We start from the raw sequence: 16,942 nt of genomic DNA on the forward strand, positions 1-16,942 counted from the left end.
GACCATGGGGCGGCCGGGGGATGGGTGACGCGTCAGACTGCGGACGGTCCCGGTGCGCGGCGCCACCGGCGCACCAGCGGCCAGGTCCCGACGCCGATGGCCAGCGCCATGAGGTGACCCCAGCTCGTCATCGGGTCCGCGAACGCGATGAGGTCCTCGACCATCATTCCGCCGACGACGGCGAGCGCGGCCCAGCGCAGCCAGGGCGTGAGGAGACCGGCGAGCGCCCCGATGCTCGCGGCCACGCCGAAGCTGATCCCGTAGTCGAGGCGGTGCAGCGAGCTCTCGGGCAGATGCCCGGCCATCACGGAGAGCCCGACAGGCACCTCGGTGGCGAGCGTCGCCACGGTGTGGCCGAGGACGAAGACACCGGCGGTGCGCCGGCCGCCGATCCGGCGCTCCAGGGCCGTGAGGACGACCAGGAAGCCGATCGCGAACGGGGACGTGATCCCGCCGGCGATCCACAGCGCACTGGCGACCAGCACGAACACGGGCGCGTGCGCGAGGTGCGCCACGTCGGTGCTGGAACCCCGCAGCGCGGACGCGACGACGCCGGGGTCGGCGAACAGCGCGAACAGGGACGTGCCGACGAGCACGGCGGCGTAGACGAAGGTGAACGGCGTCCCCGTGGGCGTCGGCAGCAACCGCCAGGGGCGCATCGGGCGACGGGGGCCGGCGGTCTCGGGCGGGGTGCGCTCGCCGGTCACGGATCCGGGAGCGGCAGGCGTCATGTCACAGGCCGCCGGCTGAGCCGGGACGGCATCGAGCAGGGGGCGCGAAGCCTCAGGCAGCGTCCCCGAAGAAACAGTCCTCGAGGAAACAGTCCCCGAAGTAACATCCGCCCCGTCGGCCTCGACCGTCACGCCACGCTCCACCTGCGGCACCCTTCCCATTCCGGCCCGGCCCACACTTCGCGACCCGCACCGCGCTGTCCATGACCGACGTCACGTGGGACACGATCCCCAGGACCCGCGCACGAGCGTCCCCAACTCCGTTTCCAGGGACGGCCAGGCGTCGCGCCGGTTGCGGCAGGATGGACGCCATGTCCACCTCGTACCCCATCCCGTACGACACCGACCACACCGCCCCCGTCGTCCTCGACCGGCGCGAAGGGCCTTTCGGAGAGGTCGTACTGCGGCGCCACGGCGCGCTGCTCCAGATCATCGCCAACGGCTGCTTCCTGATGGACACGTCCGACGGCCGCTCCGAGCGCCTGCTGGTCGACGCGGCGCTCGACGCTCTCGACGACCGCCCGGCGCCCGGAATTCTCATCGGCGGACTCGGTGTCGGATTCTCCCTCACGCACGCGGCTGCGAATTCCCGCTGGGGCCGCATCGCCGTCGTCGAGCGCGAGCCGGCGATCGTCGACTGGCACCGGGAGGGCCCGCTGTCCGAGTTGTCACGGTCAGCGCTCGCCGATCCGCGCACGGAGATTGTGGAGGCGGACCTTGTCTCGTACGTCCAGGAATCGACCGAGACGTACGACGCACTGTGCCTCGATATCGACAACGGCCCCGGCTGGACGGTAACGGAGGGTAATGACAATCTCTACTCACCGGTAGGTCTTGCGGCCTGCCGGGCGCGACTCACGCCTGGTGGCGTGCTCGCCGTGTGGTCCGCACAGCCCTCCGCAAATTTTGAAGGAACCTTGCGGAATGCCGGATTCCAGTCGGTCCGCACCGAAGAGATCCCGGTTGTCCGGGGCGTTCCGGACGTCGTACATCTCGGGGTCAGGCCTGCGTAGCCGACTCGCGGTAACTCCCCGTACGCTGACTGCCGAAACCCAGATCATTCAAGCGTCAAGCGCACACGGATGTGCGCATTCAGGGGCGGGGCGATGGAGCAGACACACACCTCCCACAATGGCAGCACGGCGACGCCGGGTGCCCAGCGACGGGTCCTGGTGGTCGAGGACGACCCCACGATCGTCGACGCCATCGCCGCGCGGCTGCGTGCCGAGGGATTCCTCGTGCAAACGGCACAGGACGGTCCGGCGGCGGTCGACACGGCCGAGGCATGGCAGCCGGACCTGCTGATCCTCGACATCATGCTGCCCGGCTTCGACGGGCTCGAGGTCTGCCGCCGTGTGCAGGCGCAGCGGCCGGTGCCGGTGATGATGCTCACGGCGCGCGACGACGAGACGGACATGCTCGTCGGGCTCGGCGTGGGTGCCGACGACTACATGACGAAGCCCTTCTCGATGCGGGAGCTCGCGGCGCGCGTGCACGTCCTGCTGCGGAGGGTCGAGCGCGCGGCGCTCGCGGCGGCCACGCCCAGGAGCGGCATCCTGCGGCTCGGCGAGCTGGAGATCGACCACGCACAGCGCCGGGTGCGGGTGCGCTCCGAGGACGTCCATCTGACGCCCACGGAGTTCGACCTCCTGGTCTGCCTGGCCAACACGCCCCGCGCCGTCCTCTCGCGTGAGCAGCTGCTCGCCGAGGTGTGGGACTGGGCGGACGCGTCGGGCACCCGGACCGTCGACAGCCACATCAAGGCGCTGCGCCGGAAGATCGGCGCCGAGCGGATCCGCACCGTCCACGGTGTGGGCTACGCGCTGGAGACGCCGACGCCATGACCGGCAGCGGCGGCGCATCCGACGTACGGGACTCGGACGGGTACGAGCCTGGGCCGCCGGGCCTCCCGCCCGGCGCTCCCCCGGCCGCCCGGCCCCTCGCGGGCCACTGGGTGCAGGGCGGTCTGCGGCCGTTCTCCATCAAGACCAAGCTCGGCACGCTGGTCGTCGTCTCGGTGTTCATCACGACCGGACTGCTGATGGTCGCCGTCCGCACTCAGACCGAGCTCCGTTTCATCACGGTCTTCTCGGTCATCGCGACGCTCCTCATCACCCAGTTCGTGGCGCACTCGCTGACCGCGCCGCTCGACGAGATGAACACCGTCGCCCGCTCCATCTCGCACGGCGACTACACGCGCCGGGTCCGTGGCGCCGACCGGCGCGACGAGCTGGGCGACCTGGCCGCGACCATCAACCGCATGGCCGACGACCTGGAGGCCCAGGACCAGCAGCGCAAGGAGCTCGTGGCGAACGTCTCGCACGAGCTGCGCACCCCGATCGCGGGCCTGCGCGCCGTCCTGGAGAACGTCGTGGACGGGGTCTCGGCCGCCGACCCCGAGACCATGCGCACCGCCCTGAAACAGACCGAGCGCCTGGGCCGGCTGGTCGAGACGCTGCTCGACCTCTCGCGGCTCGACAACGGCGTGGTCCCGCTCAAGGCGCGCCGCTTCGAGGTATGGCCCTATCTGTCGGGCGTTCTGAAGGAGGCCAACATGGTCGCCTCGCAGCGCGCCGGCATCGCCTCGGGCTCCGGCACCCACACGCGTACGGACGTGCATCTGCACCTGGACGTGTCCCCGCCCGAGCTGACCGCGCACGCGGACCCCGAGCGGATCCACCAGGTGGTGGCCAACCTCATCGACAACGCCGTGAAACACAGCCCGCCGCACGGCCGGGTGACCGTGCTCGCACGGCGCGGCCTCTATCCGGAGTCGCTCGATCTGGAGGTCCTCGACGAGGGCCCCGGCATCCCCCGCTCCGAGTGGCACCGCGTCTTCGAGCGCTTCAACCGGGGCGGCCATGTGAAGGGCGCCGCGCACGGCCCCGGCAGCGACGGCGGCACCGGTCTCGGCCTCGCCATCGCCCGGTGGGCCGTGGACCTGCACGGCGGCCGGATCGGCGTGGCCGAATCGGCTCGCGGCTGCCGGATCCAGGTCACTCTTCCGGGCCTGCCCCGAGCTCAGAGTTGACGTAGGGTTCGAACCGGAAGCACAAGATCGCCGTGCCATTCGTCACGGGGTGCGGGCCGATGGGCCGCACTCGTACAAGGACGTACCCAAGGTGAACCGGAACCCCGCTTGTTTCCCGCCATTTCCAGCGCCGAAACACGGCTTCCGGTGTGACTTACGCGACGGATGACCGGCCCGGTCTGCAAGTCCCGGTGTTGGAGGCGTAGCCTTTATTCCCGCTGTCCATCACCTTGTGAGAAGCGGAAGAGGGCGGTTACCGCCGTGTCGCCACAGTCCCCCAGTAACTCGAGCACCTCGACCGACCAAGAGGGGCAGGGCAAGAGCCCTGCCGCCGCTTTCGGTCCCAATGAGTGGCTCGTCGACGAGATCTATCAGCAGTACCTCCAGGACCCGAATTCGGTTGACCGAGCCTGGTGGGACTTCTTCGCCGACTACAAGCCGGGTGCCCCGGCCCAGCCGACGACCGGAGCCCCCGCACAGGGTTCCGGTCCCGGCACCGCCGGTACCGCAGCCGCGGGGGCTGCGGGCACTGCCGCGGCGCCCGCCGCTCCGGCAGCCCCGGCCCCGGCAGCCCCGGCCCCGGCAGCCCCGGCTCCGGCCGCAGCTCCGGCTCCGGCTCCGGCCAAGGCGGCTCCGGCCGCCCCGGTGGCCAAGCCCGCCGCCGCGGCGCCCGCGAAGCCGGCCGCCGCTGCCGTGAAGGCCCCCGCTCCCGCCAAGGCGCAGCCCGCGACCGAGGCCGTCGGCGGCCCCGAGTTCGTGACGCTGCGCGGCCCGAGCGCCGCCGTCGCGAAGAACATGAACGCCTCCATCGAGGTCCCCACGGCGACGTCCGTGCGCGCGGTCCCGGTGAAGCTGCTGTTCGACAACCGCATCGTCATCAACAACCACCTGAAGCGCGCCCGGGGCGGGAAGATCTCCTTCACCCACCTCATCGGCTACGCGATGGTGCAGGCCATCAAGGCCATGCCGTCGATGAACTACTCCTTCGCGGAGAAGGACGGCAAGCCGACGCTGGTCAAGCCGGAGCACGTGAACTTCGGCCTCGCCATCGACCTGGTGAAGCCCAACGGCGACCGCCAGCTGGTCGTCGCGGGCATCAAGAAGGCCGAGACGCTGAACTTCTTCGAGTTCTGGCAGGCCTACGAGGACATCGTCCGCCGCGCCCGCGACGGCAAGCTCGGCATGGACGACTTCACCGGTGTCACGGTCTCGCTGACCAACCCCGGCGGCCTCGGCACCGTCCACTCCGTGCCGCGTCTGATGCCCGGACAGTCGGTCATCATGGGCGTCGGCTCGATGGACTACCCCGCGGAGTTCCAGGGCACGTCCCAGGACACCCTGAACAAGCTCGGCATCTCGAAGGTCATGACGCTCACGTCGACCTACGACCACCGGGTCATCCAGGGCGCCGCCTCCGGCGAGTTCCTGCGCGTCGTGGCGAACCTCCTCCTCGGCGAGGGCGAGTTCTACGACGAGATCTTCAAGGCGCTGCGCATCCCCTACGAGCCGGTCCGCTGGTTCAAGGACATCGACGCCTCGCACGACGACGACGTCACGAAGGCCGCCCGCGTCTTCGAGCTGATCCACTCCTTCCGGGTCCGCGGCCACGTCATGGCCGACACCGACCCGCTGGAGTACCGCCAGCGCAAGCACCCCGACCTGGACATCGCCGAGCACGGCCTCACCCTGTGGGACCTGGAGCGCGAGTTCGCGGTCGGCGGCTTCGCCGGCAAGTCGATGATGAAGCTGCGCGACATCCTCGGCGTCCTGCGTGACTCGTACTGCCGCACCACCGGCATCGAGTACATGCACATCCAGGACCCGAAGCAGCGCAAGTGGCTCCAGGACCGCGTCGAGCGCCCGCACACCAAGCCGGAGCGCGAGGAGCAGCTGCGCATCCTGCGCCGGCTGAACGCGGCCGAGGCGTTCGAGACGTTCCTGCAGACGAAGTACGTCGGCCAGAAGCGCTTCTCCCTGGAGGGCGGCGAGTCCGTCATCCCGCTGCTCGACGCGGTCATCGACTCCGCCGCCGAGTCGCGCCTCGACGAGGTCGTCATCGGCATGGCCCACCGCGGCCGCCTGAACGTCCTGGCGAACATCGTCGGCAAGTCGTACGCGCAGATCTTCCGCGAGTTCGAGGGCAACCTCGACCCGAAGTCGATGCACGGCTCCGGCGACGTGAAGTACCACCTGGGCGCCCAGGGCACCTTCACCGGCCTGGACGGCGAGCAGATCAAGGTCTCGCTGGCCGCGAACCCGTCCCACCTGGAGACGGTCGACCCGGTCATCGAGGGCATCGTCCGCGCCAAGCAGGACATCATCAACAAGGGCGGCACGGACTTCACGGTCCTGCCGGTCGCCCTGCACGGTGACGCGGCCTTCGCTGGCCAGGGTGTGGTCGCCGAGACGCTCAACATGTCGCAGCTGCGCGGCTACCGCACGGGCGGCACGGTCCACATCGTCATCAACAACCAGGTCGGCTTCACCGCCGCCCCGGAGTCGTCGCGCTCCTCCATGTACGCCACGGACGTGGCCCGCATGATCGAGGCGCCGATCTTCCACGTGAACGGCGACGACCCCGAGGCCGTCGTCCGCGTTGCCCGACTGGCCTTCGAGTTCCGCCAGGCGTTCAACAAGGACGTCGTCATCGACCTGATCTGCTACCGCCGCCGCGGTCACAACGAGTCGGACAACCCGGCGTTCACACAGCCGCTGATGTACGACCTGATCGACAAGAAGCGCTCGGTGCGCAAGCTCTACACCGAGTCCCTCATCGGTCGTGGCGACATCACCCTGGAAGAGGCCGAGCAGGCCCTGCAGGACTTCCAGGGGCAGCTGGAGAAGGTGTTCGCCGAGGTCCGCGAGGCCACGTCGCTTCCGGCCCCGGCCCCCGCGGTCGACCCGCAGGCCGAGTTCCCGGTCGCCGTCAGCACCGCGATCTCCCAGGAGACCGTGAAGCGGATCGCCGAGTCGCAGGTCAACATCCCCGACCGCGTCACCGTCCACCCGCGTCTGCTGCCGCAGCTGCAGCGCCGCGCGGCGATGATCGAGGACGGCACGATCGACTGGGGCATGGGCGAGACGCTCGCCATCGGCTCCCTGCTCCTCGAGGGCACCCCGGTGCGCCTCTCGGGCCAGGACTCGCGCCGCGGCACGTTCGGCCAGCGCCACGGGGTCCTGATCGACCGTGAGACGGGCGAGGACTTCACCCCGCTGCTGTACCTCTCGGACGACCAGGCGCGTTACAACGTCTACGACTCCCTGCTCTCCGAGTACGCGGTCATGGGCTTCGAGTACGGCTACTCGCTGGCCCGTCCCGAGTCGCTCGTGATGTGGGAGGCGCAGTTCGGCGACTTCGTCAACGGCGCGCAGACGGTGGTGGACGAGTACATCTCGGCCGCCGAGCAGAAGTGGGGCCAGACCTCCGGCGTCACGCTGCTCCTGCCGCACGGCTACGAGGGCCAGGGCCCGGACCACTCGTCCGCCCGCCCGGAGCGCTTCCTCCAGCTGTGCGCGCAGAACAACATGACGGTCGCCATGCCGACGCTCCCGTCGAACTACTTCCACCTCCTGCGGTGGCAGGTGCACAACCCGCACCACAAGCCGCTGGTGGTCTTCACGCCGAAGTCGATGCTGCGTCTCAAGGCCGCCGCGTCGAAGGCGGAGGAGTTCACGACGGGCGGCTTCCGTCCCGTCATCGGCGACAGCACGGTGGACCCGGCCGCGGTCCGCAAGGTCGTCTTCTGCGCGGGCAAGGTCTACTACGACCTCGAGGCCGAGCGGAAGAAGCGCGGCGTCACGGACGCTGCGGCTGCCGAAACGGCGATCATCCGCCTCGAGCGCCTGTACCCGCTGCCGGGTGCCGAGCTCCAGGCGGAGATCTCCAAGTACCCGAACGCCGAGAAGTACCTGTGGGCCCAGGAGGAGCCGGCGAACCAGGGCGCGTGGCCCTTCATCGCCCTCAACCTGATCGACCACCTGGACCTGGCGGTCGGCGCCGACGTCCCGCACGGTGAGCGCCTGCGCCGCATCTCGCGGCCGCACAGCTCGTCCCCGGCGGTCGGCTCGGCGAAGCGTCACCAGGCGGAGCAGGAGCAGCTGGTGCGCGAGGTCTTCGAGGCCTGAGCAGCCTGACCTCGTACGTACGATTGTGGGGCCCGGAACGTTGTTCCGGGCCCCACGTCCGTATCACCCCAGGAGCGACTGGCCCATGTACTTCACCGACCGCGGCATCGAGGAACTGGAGAAGCGGCGCGGCGAGGAGGAGGTCACCTTCGAGTGGCTCGCCGAGCAGCTGCGCACGTTCGTCGACCTGAACCCGGATTTCGAGGTGCCGGTCGAGCGGCTGGCGACATGGCTGGCACGGCTCGACGACGAGGATGACGACGAGTAGCAGGCCCCGTCCCGGGAGCAGACCTCAGTCCCAGGCGCGCAGCCGGTCGTAGGCGAGGCCGAGCGCGCCGTGTACGACGAGGAGCGCGCCCGCGGCCGCCCGGCCAATGCCGCGCCGGCGCAGGCCCCACACGGTGAGCGGGATGCCCACGGCGAGCTGGACCGCCGCCGCTGTGCGCGCCGTGGGGCCGCGCAGCCAGGGTCCGATGGCGCTGCGTTCGACGACGTCGAGTTCCGCGCGGACGGCGTCGCGCCAGCCGGACCACTCGATGTGTTCGGCGCCGGGCTGCACGCGCGCGACCTCGCGCAGCCGGTCGGCGGGCTCGCCGGGGGTCAGACCGGCCGGGAGGATCAGCCCCGCGCGCGTGAGGACGGCGAGCAGGCCGAGCAGACGGGCACGGGCGTCCGCCCCGCTGTCGGACCGTGTGAGCTCCTCCAGGGACTGCATGTCCAGGACCGGGTCGAGGCCGAGGCGCGCGGCGAACGTGCGCGTCGCTTCGTCCTCGCCGACGGGTGTGCCGTTCGCCAGCCATACGTAGCCGACGGGGCGGCGGAACCCCGAGGCGAGGGTGTAGCCGCTGTGTTCGGCGTCCCACCACAGGGCGAGCACCGGCCAGGGGGCGCTGACGGCGAGGGCCGCGGCCCAGCCCGCGAGGACGCTGTCGACCCGTTCGCCGCCGTGCAGCCAGGGCTTGCCCTCGGGGACCAGGACGCTCCAGTCGGGTCCCGCCTGGGCGAGGAGCATGCGTTCGCGCAGGAGCTGGGCGGCGGGACCGACGGTGGCGGGGTCGGCGCGACACAGCAGCAGCGCTCCCGCGGCCCTGGCCTGCGGGGCGGGGGTGCCGGCGGAGTCGGCGGTGGCGTCGGACGGCATGGACTCAACGCTAGGTCAGTTTGTGGGGTTTGGCCCATGAATGCCCCTGTGCGAGGTGACCGATACGACGGAATCGAGTCGCGACTGTCTTGACTTTCCGTATCCGCGATATATCGTGTCTCGCAAGGGTGCGATACAACGCGTCCGCTCCCGATCCGTCCCGCCGAGGAGGTCGCACCATGCCCGAGTGGTCCGTGGCAGAGCCGCAGAAGCTCGCCTTCGACGAGCCCGTGACGACGCTCCACGTACGCATCGTCAACGGAACGGTGAACGTCGTGGGCACCGACGAAGGTTCCGCCCGCCTGGAGGTGTCCGGGATCGAAGGCCCACCGCTCCAGGTGACCCTGGCGGACGGCGTGCTGACCGTCGCGTACGACGATCTGCCCTGGAAGGGCTTCCTCAAGTGGCTCGACCCCAAGGGCTGGCGCCGCAGCGCGGTCGTGTCCCTGGCGGTCCCGGCAGGTACCGGAGTCGAGGTCGGCGTCGTCGGCGCCGGCGCGGTCGTGTCCGGGATACAGGGGCGTACGGAGGTCAAGGGCGTCACCGGCGACACGACACTGGTCGGCGTCGCGGGCGATGTGCGCACGGACACGGTCTCCGGGAATGTCGAGGCCCAGGCGGTGACAGGGGATCTGCGCTTCAACTCCGTCTCCGGGGACCTGACCGTCGTCGAGGGCGCGGGCCCCTCCGTGCGGGCCGACTCGGTGAGCGGCTCGATGATCGTGGACCTCGACCCGGCCGACCGGGCGACAGATGTGAACCTGACGAGCGTCTCGGGCGAGATCGCGATCCGCCTCCCGCACCCCGCGGACGCGGAGGTCGAGGCGAACACGGCGAGCGGATCCGTGTCGAACGCCTTCGAGGATCTGCGGGTCGGCGGCCACTGGGGCGCCAAGAGCATCACGGGCAGGCTCGGCACGGGCCGCGGAAAGCTGAAGGCGACGACGGTCTCCGGATCGATCGCGCTCCTGCGGCGACCTCTGGCAGAGGACGACGCCCATACTCCCGCCGCGGACGCCCCCGTCGAGCACTCCCCCGCCGCCGACTCCCCCACCGCCCCTGACGCCGCCGCCGGCGGCCCGGCCGACAAGAAGGTGCTCTGACATGCCCCCCGTCTTCGCCCACGGCCGCCTGCGCCTGTACCTCCTGAAGCTGCTCGACGAGGCCCCGCGCCACGGGTACGAGGTGATCCGGCTCCTGGAGGAGCGCTTCCAGGGCCTGTACGCGCCCTCGGCGGGCACGGTGTACCCGCGCCTGGCGAAGCTGGAGGCCGAAGGGCTGGTCACGCACACCACGGAGGGCGGCAGAAAGGTCTATTCGATCACCGACGCGGGCCGCGCCGAGCTGGCCGACCGCAGCGGTGAGCTGGCCGACCTGGAGCTGGAGATCCGCGAGTCCGTGGCGGAGCTCGCCGCCGAGATCCGGGACGACGTGCGGGGCGCGGCGGGCGATCTGCGCCGAGAGATGCGCGCGGCCGCCTCGGAGGCGAGGAACGGGTCGGGGACGACCACGCGCAAGAGCGAGCGGCCGGGCGCGTTCGGTGACTTCCAGGACTTCGGGGACAAGGAGGCGTGGCGCGCGGCCAAGGAGGAGCTGCGCCGCGCCCGGCAGGAGTGGAAGGAGCAGGCACGGCGTGCGAAGGACGAGAGCCGCCGGGCCCGCGAGGAGGCCCAGCGGGCGCGACGGCAGGCCAAGGAGGCGCAGGAGCAGGCGCGCGAGCAGGCGCAGGAGCAGGTGCAGCGTCTGGCGAAGCGGGTGCAGGACCAGGTCCAGGACCACTTCGCGCAGGGCGACTGGCCCACGGGGGTCCGGGAGGGCCTGACCGAACTGGCCAAGGAGTTCGGCGACTTGGGCAAGCACTTCGGCAAGGAGGCGGGCGGCGCGGCCCGTTCGGACGGCGCCGGGCCCGAGGTGCGGGTCACCCATGGCGACATCCCCGCGGAGTATCTGCCGTCGTGGAGCCATGAGGACTCGACCGGCGACCCGGCCCGTGATCTGGACCGCCTCCTCGACCGCTTCCGCGACGACATCCGCGACACGGCCAGGGACCACGGGGTGACGGAGGATCAACTCCGCGAGGCCCGGCGCCGGTTGTCGGAGGCGGCGGCGCACATCGGGGCGTCCCTGCGGACACCCAAGGGCTGACCCGCGCGACGGCCGGGGGCGGGGAGGGTCGAGGGGCACCGCCCCCGACCCTCACAGATCCCAAGGTCAGGCAGGATCCAGCAAGGTCAGACAAGGTGCGCCTGGGTCAGACCGTCAGCACGATCTTGCCGAACTGACCGCCGGCCTCCATCCGCTCGAAGCCCTCGCGGGCGCGGTCCAGCGGGAGGGTCTCGTCGATTACCGGGCGCACGCCGGTGGCCGCGCAGAAGGACAGCAGGTCCTCCAGCTCGTCCTTCGAGCCCATCGTCGAGCCGACGATCTTCAGCTCCAGGAAGAAGACGCGGGTCAGCTCGGCGTGCGAGGGACGGTCGCCGCTGGTGGCGCCGGAGATGACGACCGTGCCGCCGGGCTTGAGCGACTTGATGGAGTGCGACCAGGTGGCCGCGCCGACCGTCTCGATGACGGCGTCCACGCGCTGCGGCAGCCGCGCACCCGACTCCACGGCCTCGACGGCGCCGAGCTCCAGGGCGCGCTTGCGCTTGGCCTCGTCGCGGCTGGTCGCGAAGACCTTGAGACCGGCCGCCTTGCCGAGGACGATCGCGGCCGTGGCGACCCCGCCGCCGGCGCCCTGCACGAGCACGGAGTCACCGGGCCGCACACCGGCGTTGGTGAACAGCATCCGGTACGCCGTCAGCCACGCGGTCGGCAGGCAGGCCGCCTCCTCGAAGCTGAGCTCCTTCGGCTTGGGCAGTACGTTCCACTCGGGCACGGTCACCTGCTCGGCGAAGGTGCCCTGGTACTTCTCGGTGAGGATGGACCGGCCCTCCCGGGGCCCGACCCCGTAACCGGCCTGGCCGATGACGGAGTGCAGGACGACCTCGTTGCCGTCCTGGTCGATCCCGGCCGCGTCGCAGCCGAGGATCATCGGGAGCTTGTCCTCACCGAGTCCGACCCCGCGCAGGGACCACAGGTCATGGTGGTTGAGGGAGGCGGCCTTGACGTTCACGGTCGTCCAGCCGGGGCGGGCCTCGGGGGCCGGGCGATCCCCCAACTCAAGGCCGTTCAGCGGCTGGTCACGGTCGATTCGGGCGGCGTAGGCAGCGAACATGACCTTGACCCTAGGTCCGCCGGGTGCCGTGCGGAACACCGTAGGGCTGTGACACGCGCCGCGCCCCGCGCCCCACGGAGTCGATCCGTGGCGCACGGGGCGCGGTCGGGGCCTGCGGCGTGGTCAGCGTCGGGCGACACCCTCGGCGCGCGCGGCGGCGGCGACGGCCGCGGTCACCGCGGGAGCGACCCGCTCGTCGAACGGCGAGGGGATGACGTACCCGGCGTCCAGGTCGTCACCGACCACGTCGGCGAGCGCGTCCGCAGCCGCGATCTTCATGCCCTCGGTGATCCGCGACGCCCGCACCTGGAGCGCACCGGCGAAGATGCCGGGGAAGGCGAGGACGTTGTTGATCTGGTTCGGGTAGTCGGAGCGCCCGGTCGCGACGACCGCCGCGTACTTGTGGGCCACGTCCGGGTGAACCTCGGGGTTCGGGTTGGCCATCGCGAAGACGAAGGCGCCGGGCGCCATCGAGGCGACCGCGGGCTCCGGGACCGTACCGCCGGAGACGCCGATGAAGACGTCCGCGCCGGCGAGCGCGGTCTCGAGCGAACCCGTGATGTTGGCCTTGTTGGTGAGCTCGGCCAGCTCGCGCTTGACGTCCGTGAGGTCCTCGCGGTCCCGGCTGACGATGCCCTTGCGGTCCGCGACCGCCACGTCGCCGAGCCCCGCCTCGAGGAGGAACTTGGCGATGGCGACACCGGCCGCACCGGCGCCCGAGATCACGGCGCGCAGCTCGCCCAGCGTGCGCCCGCTGAGCTTGGCCGCGTTCTTCAGCGCCGCCAGCGTGACCACGGCGGTGCCGTGCTGGTCGTCGTGGAAGACCGGGATGTCGAGCCGCTCCTGGAGCCTGCGCTCGATCTCGAAGCAGCGCGGCGCCGAGATGTCCTCGAGGTTCACACCGCCGAACGAGGGAGCGAGGCGGACGACGGTCTCGATGATCTCGTCCGTGTCGGTCGTGCCGAGCGCGATCGGCACCGCGTCGACGCCGCCGAACTGCTTGAACAGGATCGCTTTGCCCTCCATCACCGGGAGGGACGCCTCGGGACCGATGTCCCCGAGGCCGAGCACCGCGGTGCCGTCGGTGACGACGGCCACGACGGACGACTTCCACGTGTAGTCGTGGACGAGCTCGGGATTCTCCGCGATCGCGGAGCAGACCTTCGCGACGCCCGGCGTGTACGCCAGGGACAGGTCGTCCTTGTTACGCACCGGCACGGTGGCCTGCACGGCCATCTTGCCGCCTCGGTGCAGTGCGAAGGCCGGATCGAAGGGCTCTTCGGTGCTTTCGTTGCCGGTATGCGCCTGGCCCGCACTGGCCTGGCCGGAACCGGCGTCGCTGCGAGGATTGACGATCTCCGCTGCCACTTGTATGACCCCTTAAGTCTTAATCATCAGTTGAGGGTGGGTCCGCTCCTGGTTGAGGAACGGGCGGGCACCGCGTATGACCCACATGTCGGGTGTCTTGCACTCGTACGGGTCAGTACGCGATGGGCGCGCCGCACGCGCGCCCTGAGCCCCGGATGAGGGGTGTAAAGAACCTTCTTACCTGACGGACGCCACCCCGGACGAGTCCATTTGTGATCGATCACAGCGCGGTGACATGACTCATAGCCGAGGATCCGGATATTAGGGGCCGGACCTCAAGCCGAGCTCAAAGCCGATGGAGCGTCGCTCACATGGTGAGACGCGAGCCGTGGGGCCGCAGATCTTCCGGCCGGACGGCGCTGTCGCCGCAGATATTCGCTCGCCCGTTGGCGGGATGTACCGACCTGTCGGGGTCCGGGAGCGGTACGGGGGTAACCCGTTATCCGATTTTGACATAGCAGGGGCCCTGAATGGCCGGGTCCGAATGGCAAGATGCCGTAATCACACGAGGTCGCGACACTCGAAGGTGTGTGCCGGATCTCTGCATCGGCTACTCCCTCACCCTGCCGGAGGAACCAGAAATGACCGCAAGCACCACCCGTCGTTCGACCGCTGCGAAGTCCGCGAAGTCCCGGATTGCCGTGGTCGGCGCGATCGCGGTCGCCGGCACTCTGCTGCTGTCCGGCTGCGGTGACCAGACCAAGGACAAGAACGCGCCCGCCGACTCCACCAAGGGCGCCCCGCTCGCGAGCAAGCTCCCCAAGGAGATCCGCGACAAGGGCGTCATCATGGTCGGTTCGGACATCGCGTACGCGCCGGTCGAGTTCAAGGACAAGTCCGGCAACACGGCGGGTATCGACCCCGACCTCGCGGCCGCCATGGGCAAGCAGCTCGGCGTGAAGTTCGAGTTCCAGAACGGCACGTTCGACACCCTCATCACGGGTCTGCGCTCCAAGCGCTACGACATCGCGATGTCGGCCATGACGGACACCAAGGACCGGCAGAACGGTGTCGACTCCGACACCGGCAAGAAGGTCGGCGAGGGCGTCGACTTCGTGGACTACTTCAACGCGGGCGTCTCGATCTACACGCCGAAGGGCAAGACCCAGGGCATCAAGACCTGGTCCGACCTGTGCGGCAAGAAGGTCGTCGTCCAGCGCGGCACGGTCTCGCACGACCTGGCCAAGGCGGAGGCGAAGAAGTGCCCCTCCGGCAAGAAGCTCTCCATCGAGGCCTTCGACAACGACCAGCAGGCCCAGACCCGACTGCGTTCGGGCGGCGCCGACGCCGGCTCCTCCGACTTCCCGGTCGCCGCGTACGCGGTGAAGACCTCGGGCGGCGGCAAGGACTTCGAGATCGTCGGTGACCAGGTCGAGGCCGCCCCGTACGGCATCGCGGTCGCCAAGGGCAACACCCAGCTGCGGGACGCCCTGAATGCGGCGCTCGACGCCGTCATCAAGAACGGCGAGTACGAGAAGATCATCGCTAAGTGGGGCGTCGAGGCCGGCGCGGTCAAGGAAGCCACCGTCAACGGCGGCAAGTGACCGCGTCCCTTTCGTCACCCAGCCGTTTGAAAGGCAACACCCGTGTCTGTTGACATCGACAAGACGGACGGGCCCGAGGACGTCCCGCCGCCGCCCAAGGCGGGCCCCGAGGCCATCAAGGCCATCCCGGTCCGGCACTACGGCCGCTATGTGGCCGCCGTCGTCGCGATCGCCGCCCTCGCCGCGATCGTCTACGCATTCGCCCAGGGCAAGATCAACTGGGGCGCGGTCCCGGACTACTTCTTTGATCAGCGCATCATGAAGGGCGTCGGCCAGACATTGCTGCTGACCGCCCTGTCCATGACGATCGGCGTAGTCGGAGGCGTCCTGCTCGCCGTGATGCGCCTGTCGAAGAACCCCGTGACCTCATCGATCGCCTGGTTCTACATCTGGTTCTTCCGCGGTACGCCGGTCCTGGTCCAGCTGTTCGTCTGGTTCAACCTGGGCCTGGTCTTCGAGTACATCAATCTCGGACCGATCTACAAGGACTACTGGTCCAGCTTCATGACGCCGTTCCTGACGGCGCTGCTCGGACTCGGCCTGAACGAGGCCGCCTACATGGCGGAGATCTGCCGCGCCGGCCTGCTCTCGGTCGACGAGGGCCAGACGGAGGCCTCGCACGCCCTCGGCATGAGCCACGCCAAAACCCTGCGCCGGATCGTGATCCCGCAGGCGATGCGCGTGATCGTGCCGCCCACGGGCAACGAGGTCATCAACATGCTGAAGACGACCTCGCTGGTCTCTGCGGTCCAGTACTACGAACTACTGAAGTACGCCCAGGACATCGGCCAGACCTCCGGCTCCCCGGTGGAAATGCTCTTCCTCGCCGCCGCCTGGTACCTGATCATGACGTCGATCCTGAGCGTCGGCCAGTACTACCTGGAGCGTTACTACGCCCGCGGCTCCAGCCGCTCGCTTCCCCCGACACCGTTCCAGAAGATCAAGGCGAACCTGCTGTCGCTCTCGAACCGTAATGGGGTCACGGCATGACCGCCATGGTGAAGTCCGAAGGCGTCCACAAGTCCTTCGGCAACGTCGAGGTCCTCAAGGGCATCGACCTGGAGGTCAAGGAGGGCGAGGTCTTCTGCCTCATCGGCCCCTCCGGCTCCGGCAAGTCGACCTTCCTGCGGTGCATCAACCACCTGGAGCAGATCAACGCCGGCCGGCTCTACGTCGACGGCGAACTGGTCGGCTACCGGCAGAAGGGCGACAAGCTCTATGAGCTGAAGGACAGCGAGGTCGCGCTCAAGCGCCGGGACATCGGCATGGTGTTCCAGCGCTTCAACCTCTTCCCGCACCTGACGGCTCTCGAGAACGTCATGGAGGCGCCGGTCCAGGTCAAGCGCCAGTCCCGGTCGCAGGCGCGGCAGCGGGCGGGTGAGCTCCTGGAGCGCGTGGGTCTCGCCGACAAGGCGGGGAACTACCCCTCGCAGCTGTCCGGCGGCCAGCAGCAGCGCGTCGCCATCGCCCGGGCCCTCGCGATGGACCCGAAGCTGATGCTCTTCGACGAGCCGACGTCGGCCCTCGACCCGGAGCTCGTCGGCGACGTCCTCGACGTCATGCGTGACCTCGCCGAGTCCGGCATGACGATGATCGTCGTCACGCACGAGATGGGCTTCGCGCGCGAGGTCGGCGACAGCCTCGTCTTCATGGACGGCGGCGTGGTCGTCGAGTCGGGCCACCCGCGCGACGTCCTGACGAACCCGCAGCACGAGCGCACGCAGTCCTTCCTGTCGAAGGTGCTGTAGCTCCGCACACGCAGACGGGCAGACGGAGGGGGCGGTACGG

13 protein-coding genes and 1 pseudogene are annotated in these 16,942 nt (G+C 69.8%); 10 read left to right on the forward strand and 4 right to left on the reverse strand.

All coding sequences use genetic code 11. The features are described from left to right. Positions 1-32: 32 nt before the first annotated feature. Positions 33-893, reverse strand: coding sequence for a rhomboid-like protein (locus OHA58_RS11340; protein WP_405478591.1), 861 nt, complete (start codon positions 891-893; stop codon positions 33-35). A 149-nt stretch (positions 894-1,042) separates the two neighbouring features. On the opposite strand from OHA58_RS11340, the gene OHA58_RS11345 reads away from it, so the two are divergent. The 5 genes and pseudogenes from OHA58_RS11345 to OHA58_RS11365 all read left to right on the forward strand — a co-directional run bounded on the left by OHA58_RS11345 (position 1,043) and on the right by OHA58_RS11365 (position 8,155). Continuing rightward, complete coding sequence (locus OHA58_RS11345) at positions 1,043-1,744, forward strand: spermidine synthase (protein ID WP_405478592.1); 702 nt, start codon at positions 1,043-1,045, stop codon at positions 1,742-1,744. Between the two features lie 93 nt (positions 1,745-1,837). Then, positions 1,838-2,575 carry a response regulator transcription factor gene (locus OHA58_RS11350; protein ID WP_116510033.1) on the forward strand — a complete coding sequence of 246 codons (738 nt, stop codon included), beginning with the start codon at positions 1,838-1,840 and terminating at the stop codon, positions 2,573-2,575. Positions 2,576-2,591: 16 nt separating this feature from the next. Continuing rightward, positions 2,592-3,762, forward strand: a pseudogene (locus OHA58_RS11355) (ATP-binding protein). A 261-nt stretch (positions 3,763-4,023) separates the two neighbouring features. Then, positions 4,024-7,887, forward strand: a complete 3,864-nt coding sequence (locus tag OHA58_RS11360) for a multifunctional oxoglutarate decarboxylase/oxoglutarate dehydrogenase thiamine pyrophosphate-binding subunit/dihydrolipoyllysine-residue succinyltransferase subunit (RefSeq protein WP_405478593.1) — start codon at positions 4,024-4,026, stop codon at positions 7,885-7,887. Positions 7,888-7,972: 85 nt separating this feature from the next. After that, the gene (locus tag OHA58_RS11365; protein ID WP_019075209.1) at positions 7,973-8,155 is read left to right on the forward strand and encodes a DUF6104 family protein; all 183 of its coding nucleotides are present in this window, start codon (positions 7,973-7,975) and stop codon (positions 8,153-8,155) included. Between the two features lie 24 nt (positions 8,156-8,179). Here OHA58_RS11365 and OHA58_RS11370 read toward each other — a convergent pair whose 3' ends face one another. Further along, positions 8,180-9,028: a hypothetical protein gene (locus OHA58_RS11370; protein ID WP_405478594.1), complete on the reverse strand. Its 849-nt coding sequence runs from the start codon at positions 9,026-9,028 to the stop codon at positions 8,180-8,182. 179 nt (positions 9,029-9,207) lie between these two features. Here OHA58_RS11370 and OHA58_RS11375 point away from each other — a divergent pair, with 179 nt between their 5' ends. Together OHA58_RS11375 and OHA58_RS11380 are read left to right on the forward strand one after the other, a co-directional pair. After that, on the forward strand, positions 9,208-10,131 hold the full coding sequence (locus OHA58_RS11375) for a DUF4097 family beta strand repeat-containing protein (protein WP_405478595.1): 924 nt from the start codon (positions 9,208-9,210) through the stop codon (positions 10,129-10,131). Between the two features lies 1 nt (position 10,132). Continuing rightward, positions 10,133-11,173 (forward strand): helix-turn-helix transcriptional regulator, encoded by a 1,041-nt coding sequence (locus tag OHA58_RS11380; RefSeq protein ID WP_405478596.1) that lies wholly within the window; start codon positions 10,133-10,135, stop codon positions 11,171-11,173. 106 nt (positions 11,174-11,279) lie between these two features. Here the strand turns inward: OHA58_RS11380 and OHA58_RS11385 are convergent, their stop codons facing one another. Together OHA58_RS11385 and OHA58_RS11390 are read right to left on the reverse strand one after the other, a co-directional pair. Next, positions 11,280-12,242, reverse strand: coding sequence for a zinc-binding dehydrogenase (locus tag OHA58_RS11385; protein ID WP_100595910.1), 963 nt, complete (start codon positions 12,240-12,242; stop codon positions 11,280-11,282). A gap of 123 nt (positions 12,243-12,365) precedes the next feature. After that, positions 12,366-13,610, reverse strand: a complete 1,245-nt coding sequence (locus OHA58_RS11390; protein WP_383095557.1) for an NADP-dependent malic enzyme — start codon at positions 13,608-13,610, stop codon at positions 12,366-12,368. Between the two features lie 581 nt (positions 13,611-14,191). Here OHA58_RS11390 and OHA58_RS11395 point away from each other — a divergent pair. The 3 genes from OHA58_RS11395 to OHA58_RS11405 are packed head-to-tail and all read left to right on the forward strand — an operon-like array spanning position 14,192 to position 16,902. Next, positions 14,192-15,154 carry an ABC transporter substrate-binding protein gene (locus tag OHA58_RS11395; protein WP_405478597.1) on the forward strand — a complete coding sequence of 321 codons (963 nt, stop codon included), beginning with the start codon at positions 14,192-14,194 and terminating at the stop codon, positions 15,152-15,154. Positions 15,155-15,196: 42 nt separating this feature from the next. Beyond that, positions 15,197-16,144, forward strand: coding sequence for an amino acid ABC transporter permease (locus OHA58_RS11400; protein ID WP_405478598.1), 948 nt, complete (start codon positions 15,197-15,199; stop codon positions 16,142-16,144). Continuing rightward, positions 16,141-16,902, forward strand: a complete 762-nt coding sequence (locus tag OHA58_RS11405; protein ID WP_405478599.1) for an amino acid ABC transporter ATP-binding protein — start codon at positions 16,141-16,143, stop codon at positions 16,900-16,902. The genes OHA58_RS11400 and OHA58_RS11405 overlap by 4 nt, the downstream gene beginning before the upstream one ends. The last annotated feature ends 40 nt before the right edge of the window (positions 16,903-16,942 follow it).

The organism is Streptomyces sp. NBC_00009 (genome assembly GCF_045040855.1).
Lineage (GTDB): Bacteria > Actinomycetota > Actinomycetes > Streptomycetales > Streptomycetaceae > Streptomyces > Streptomyces aureus.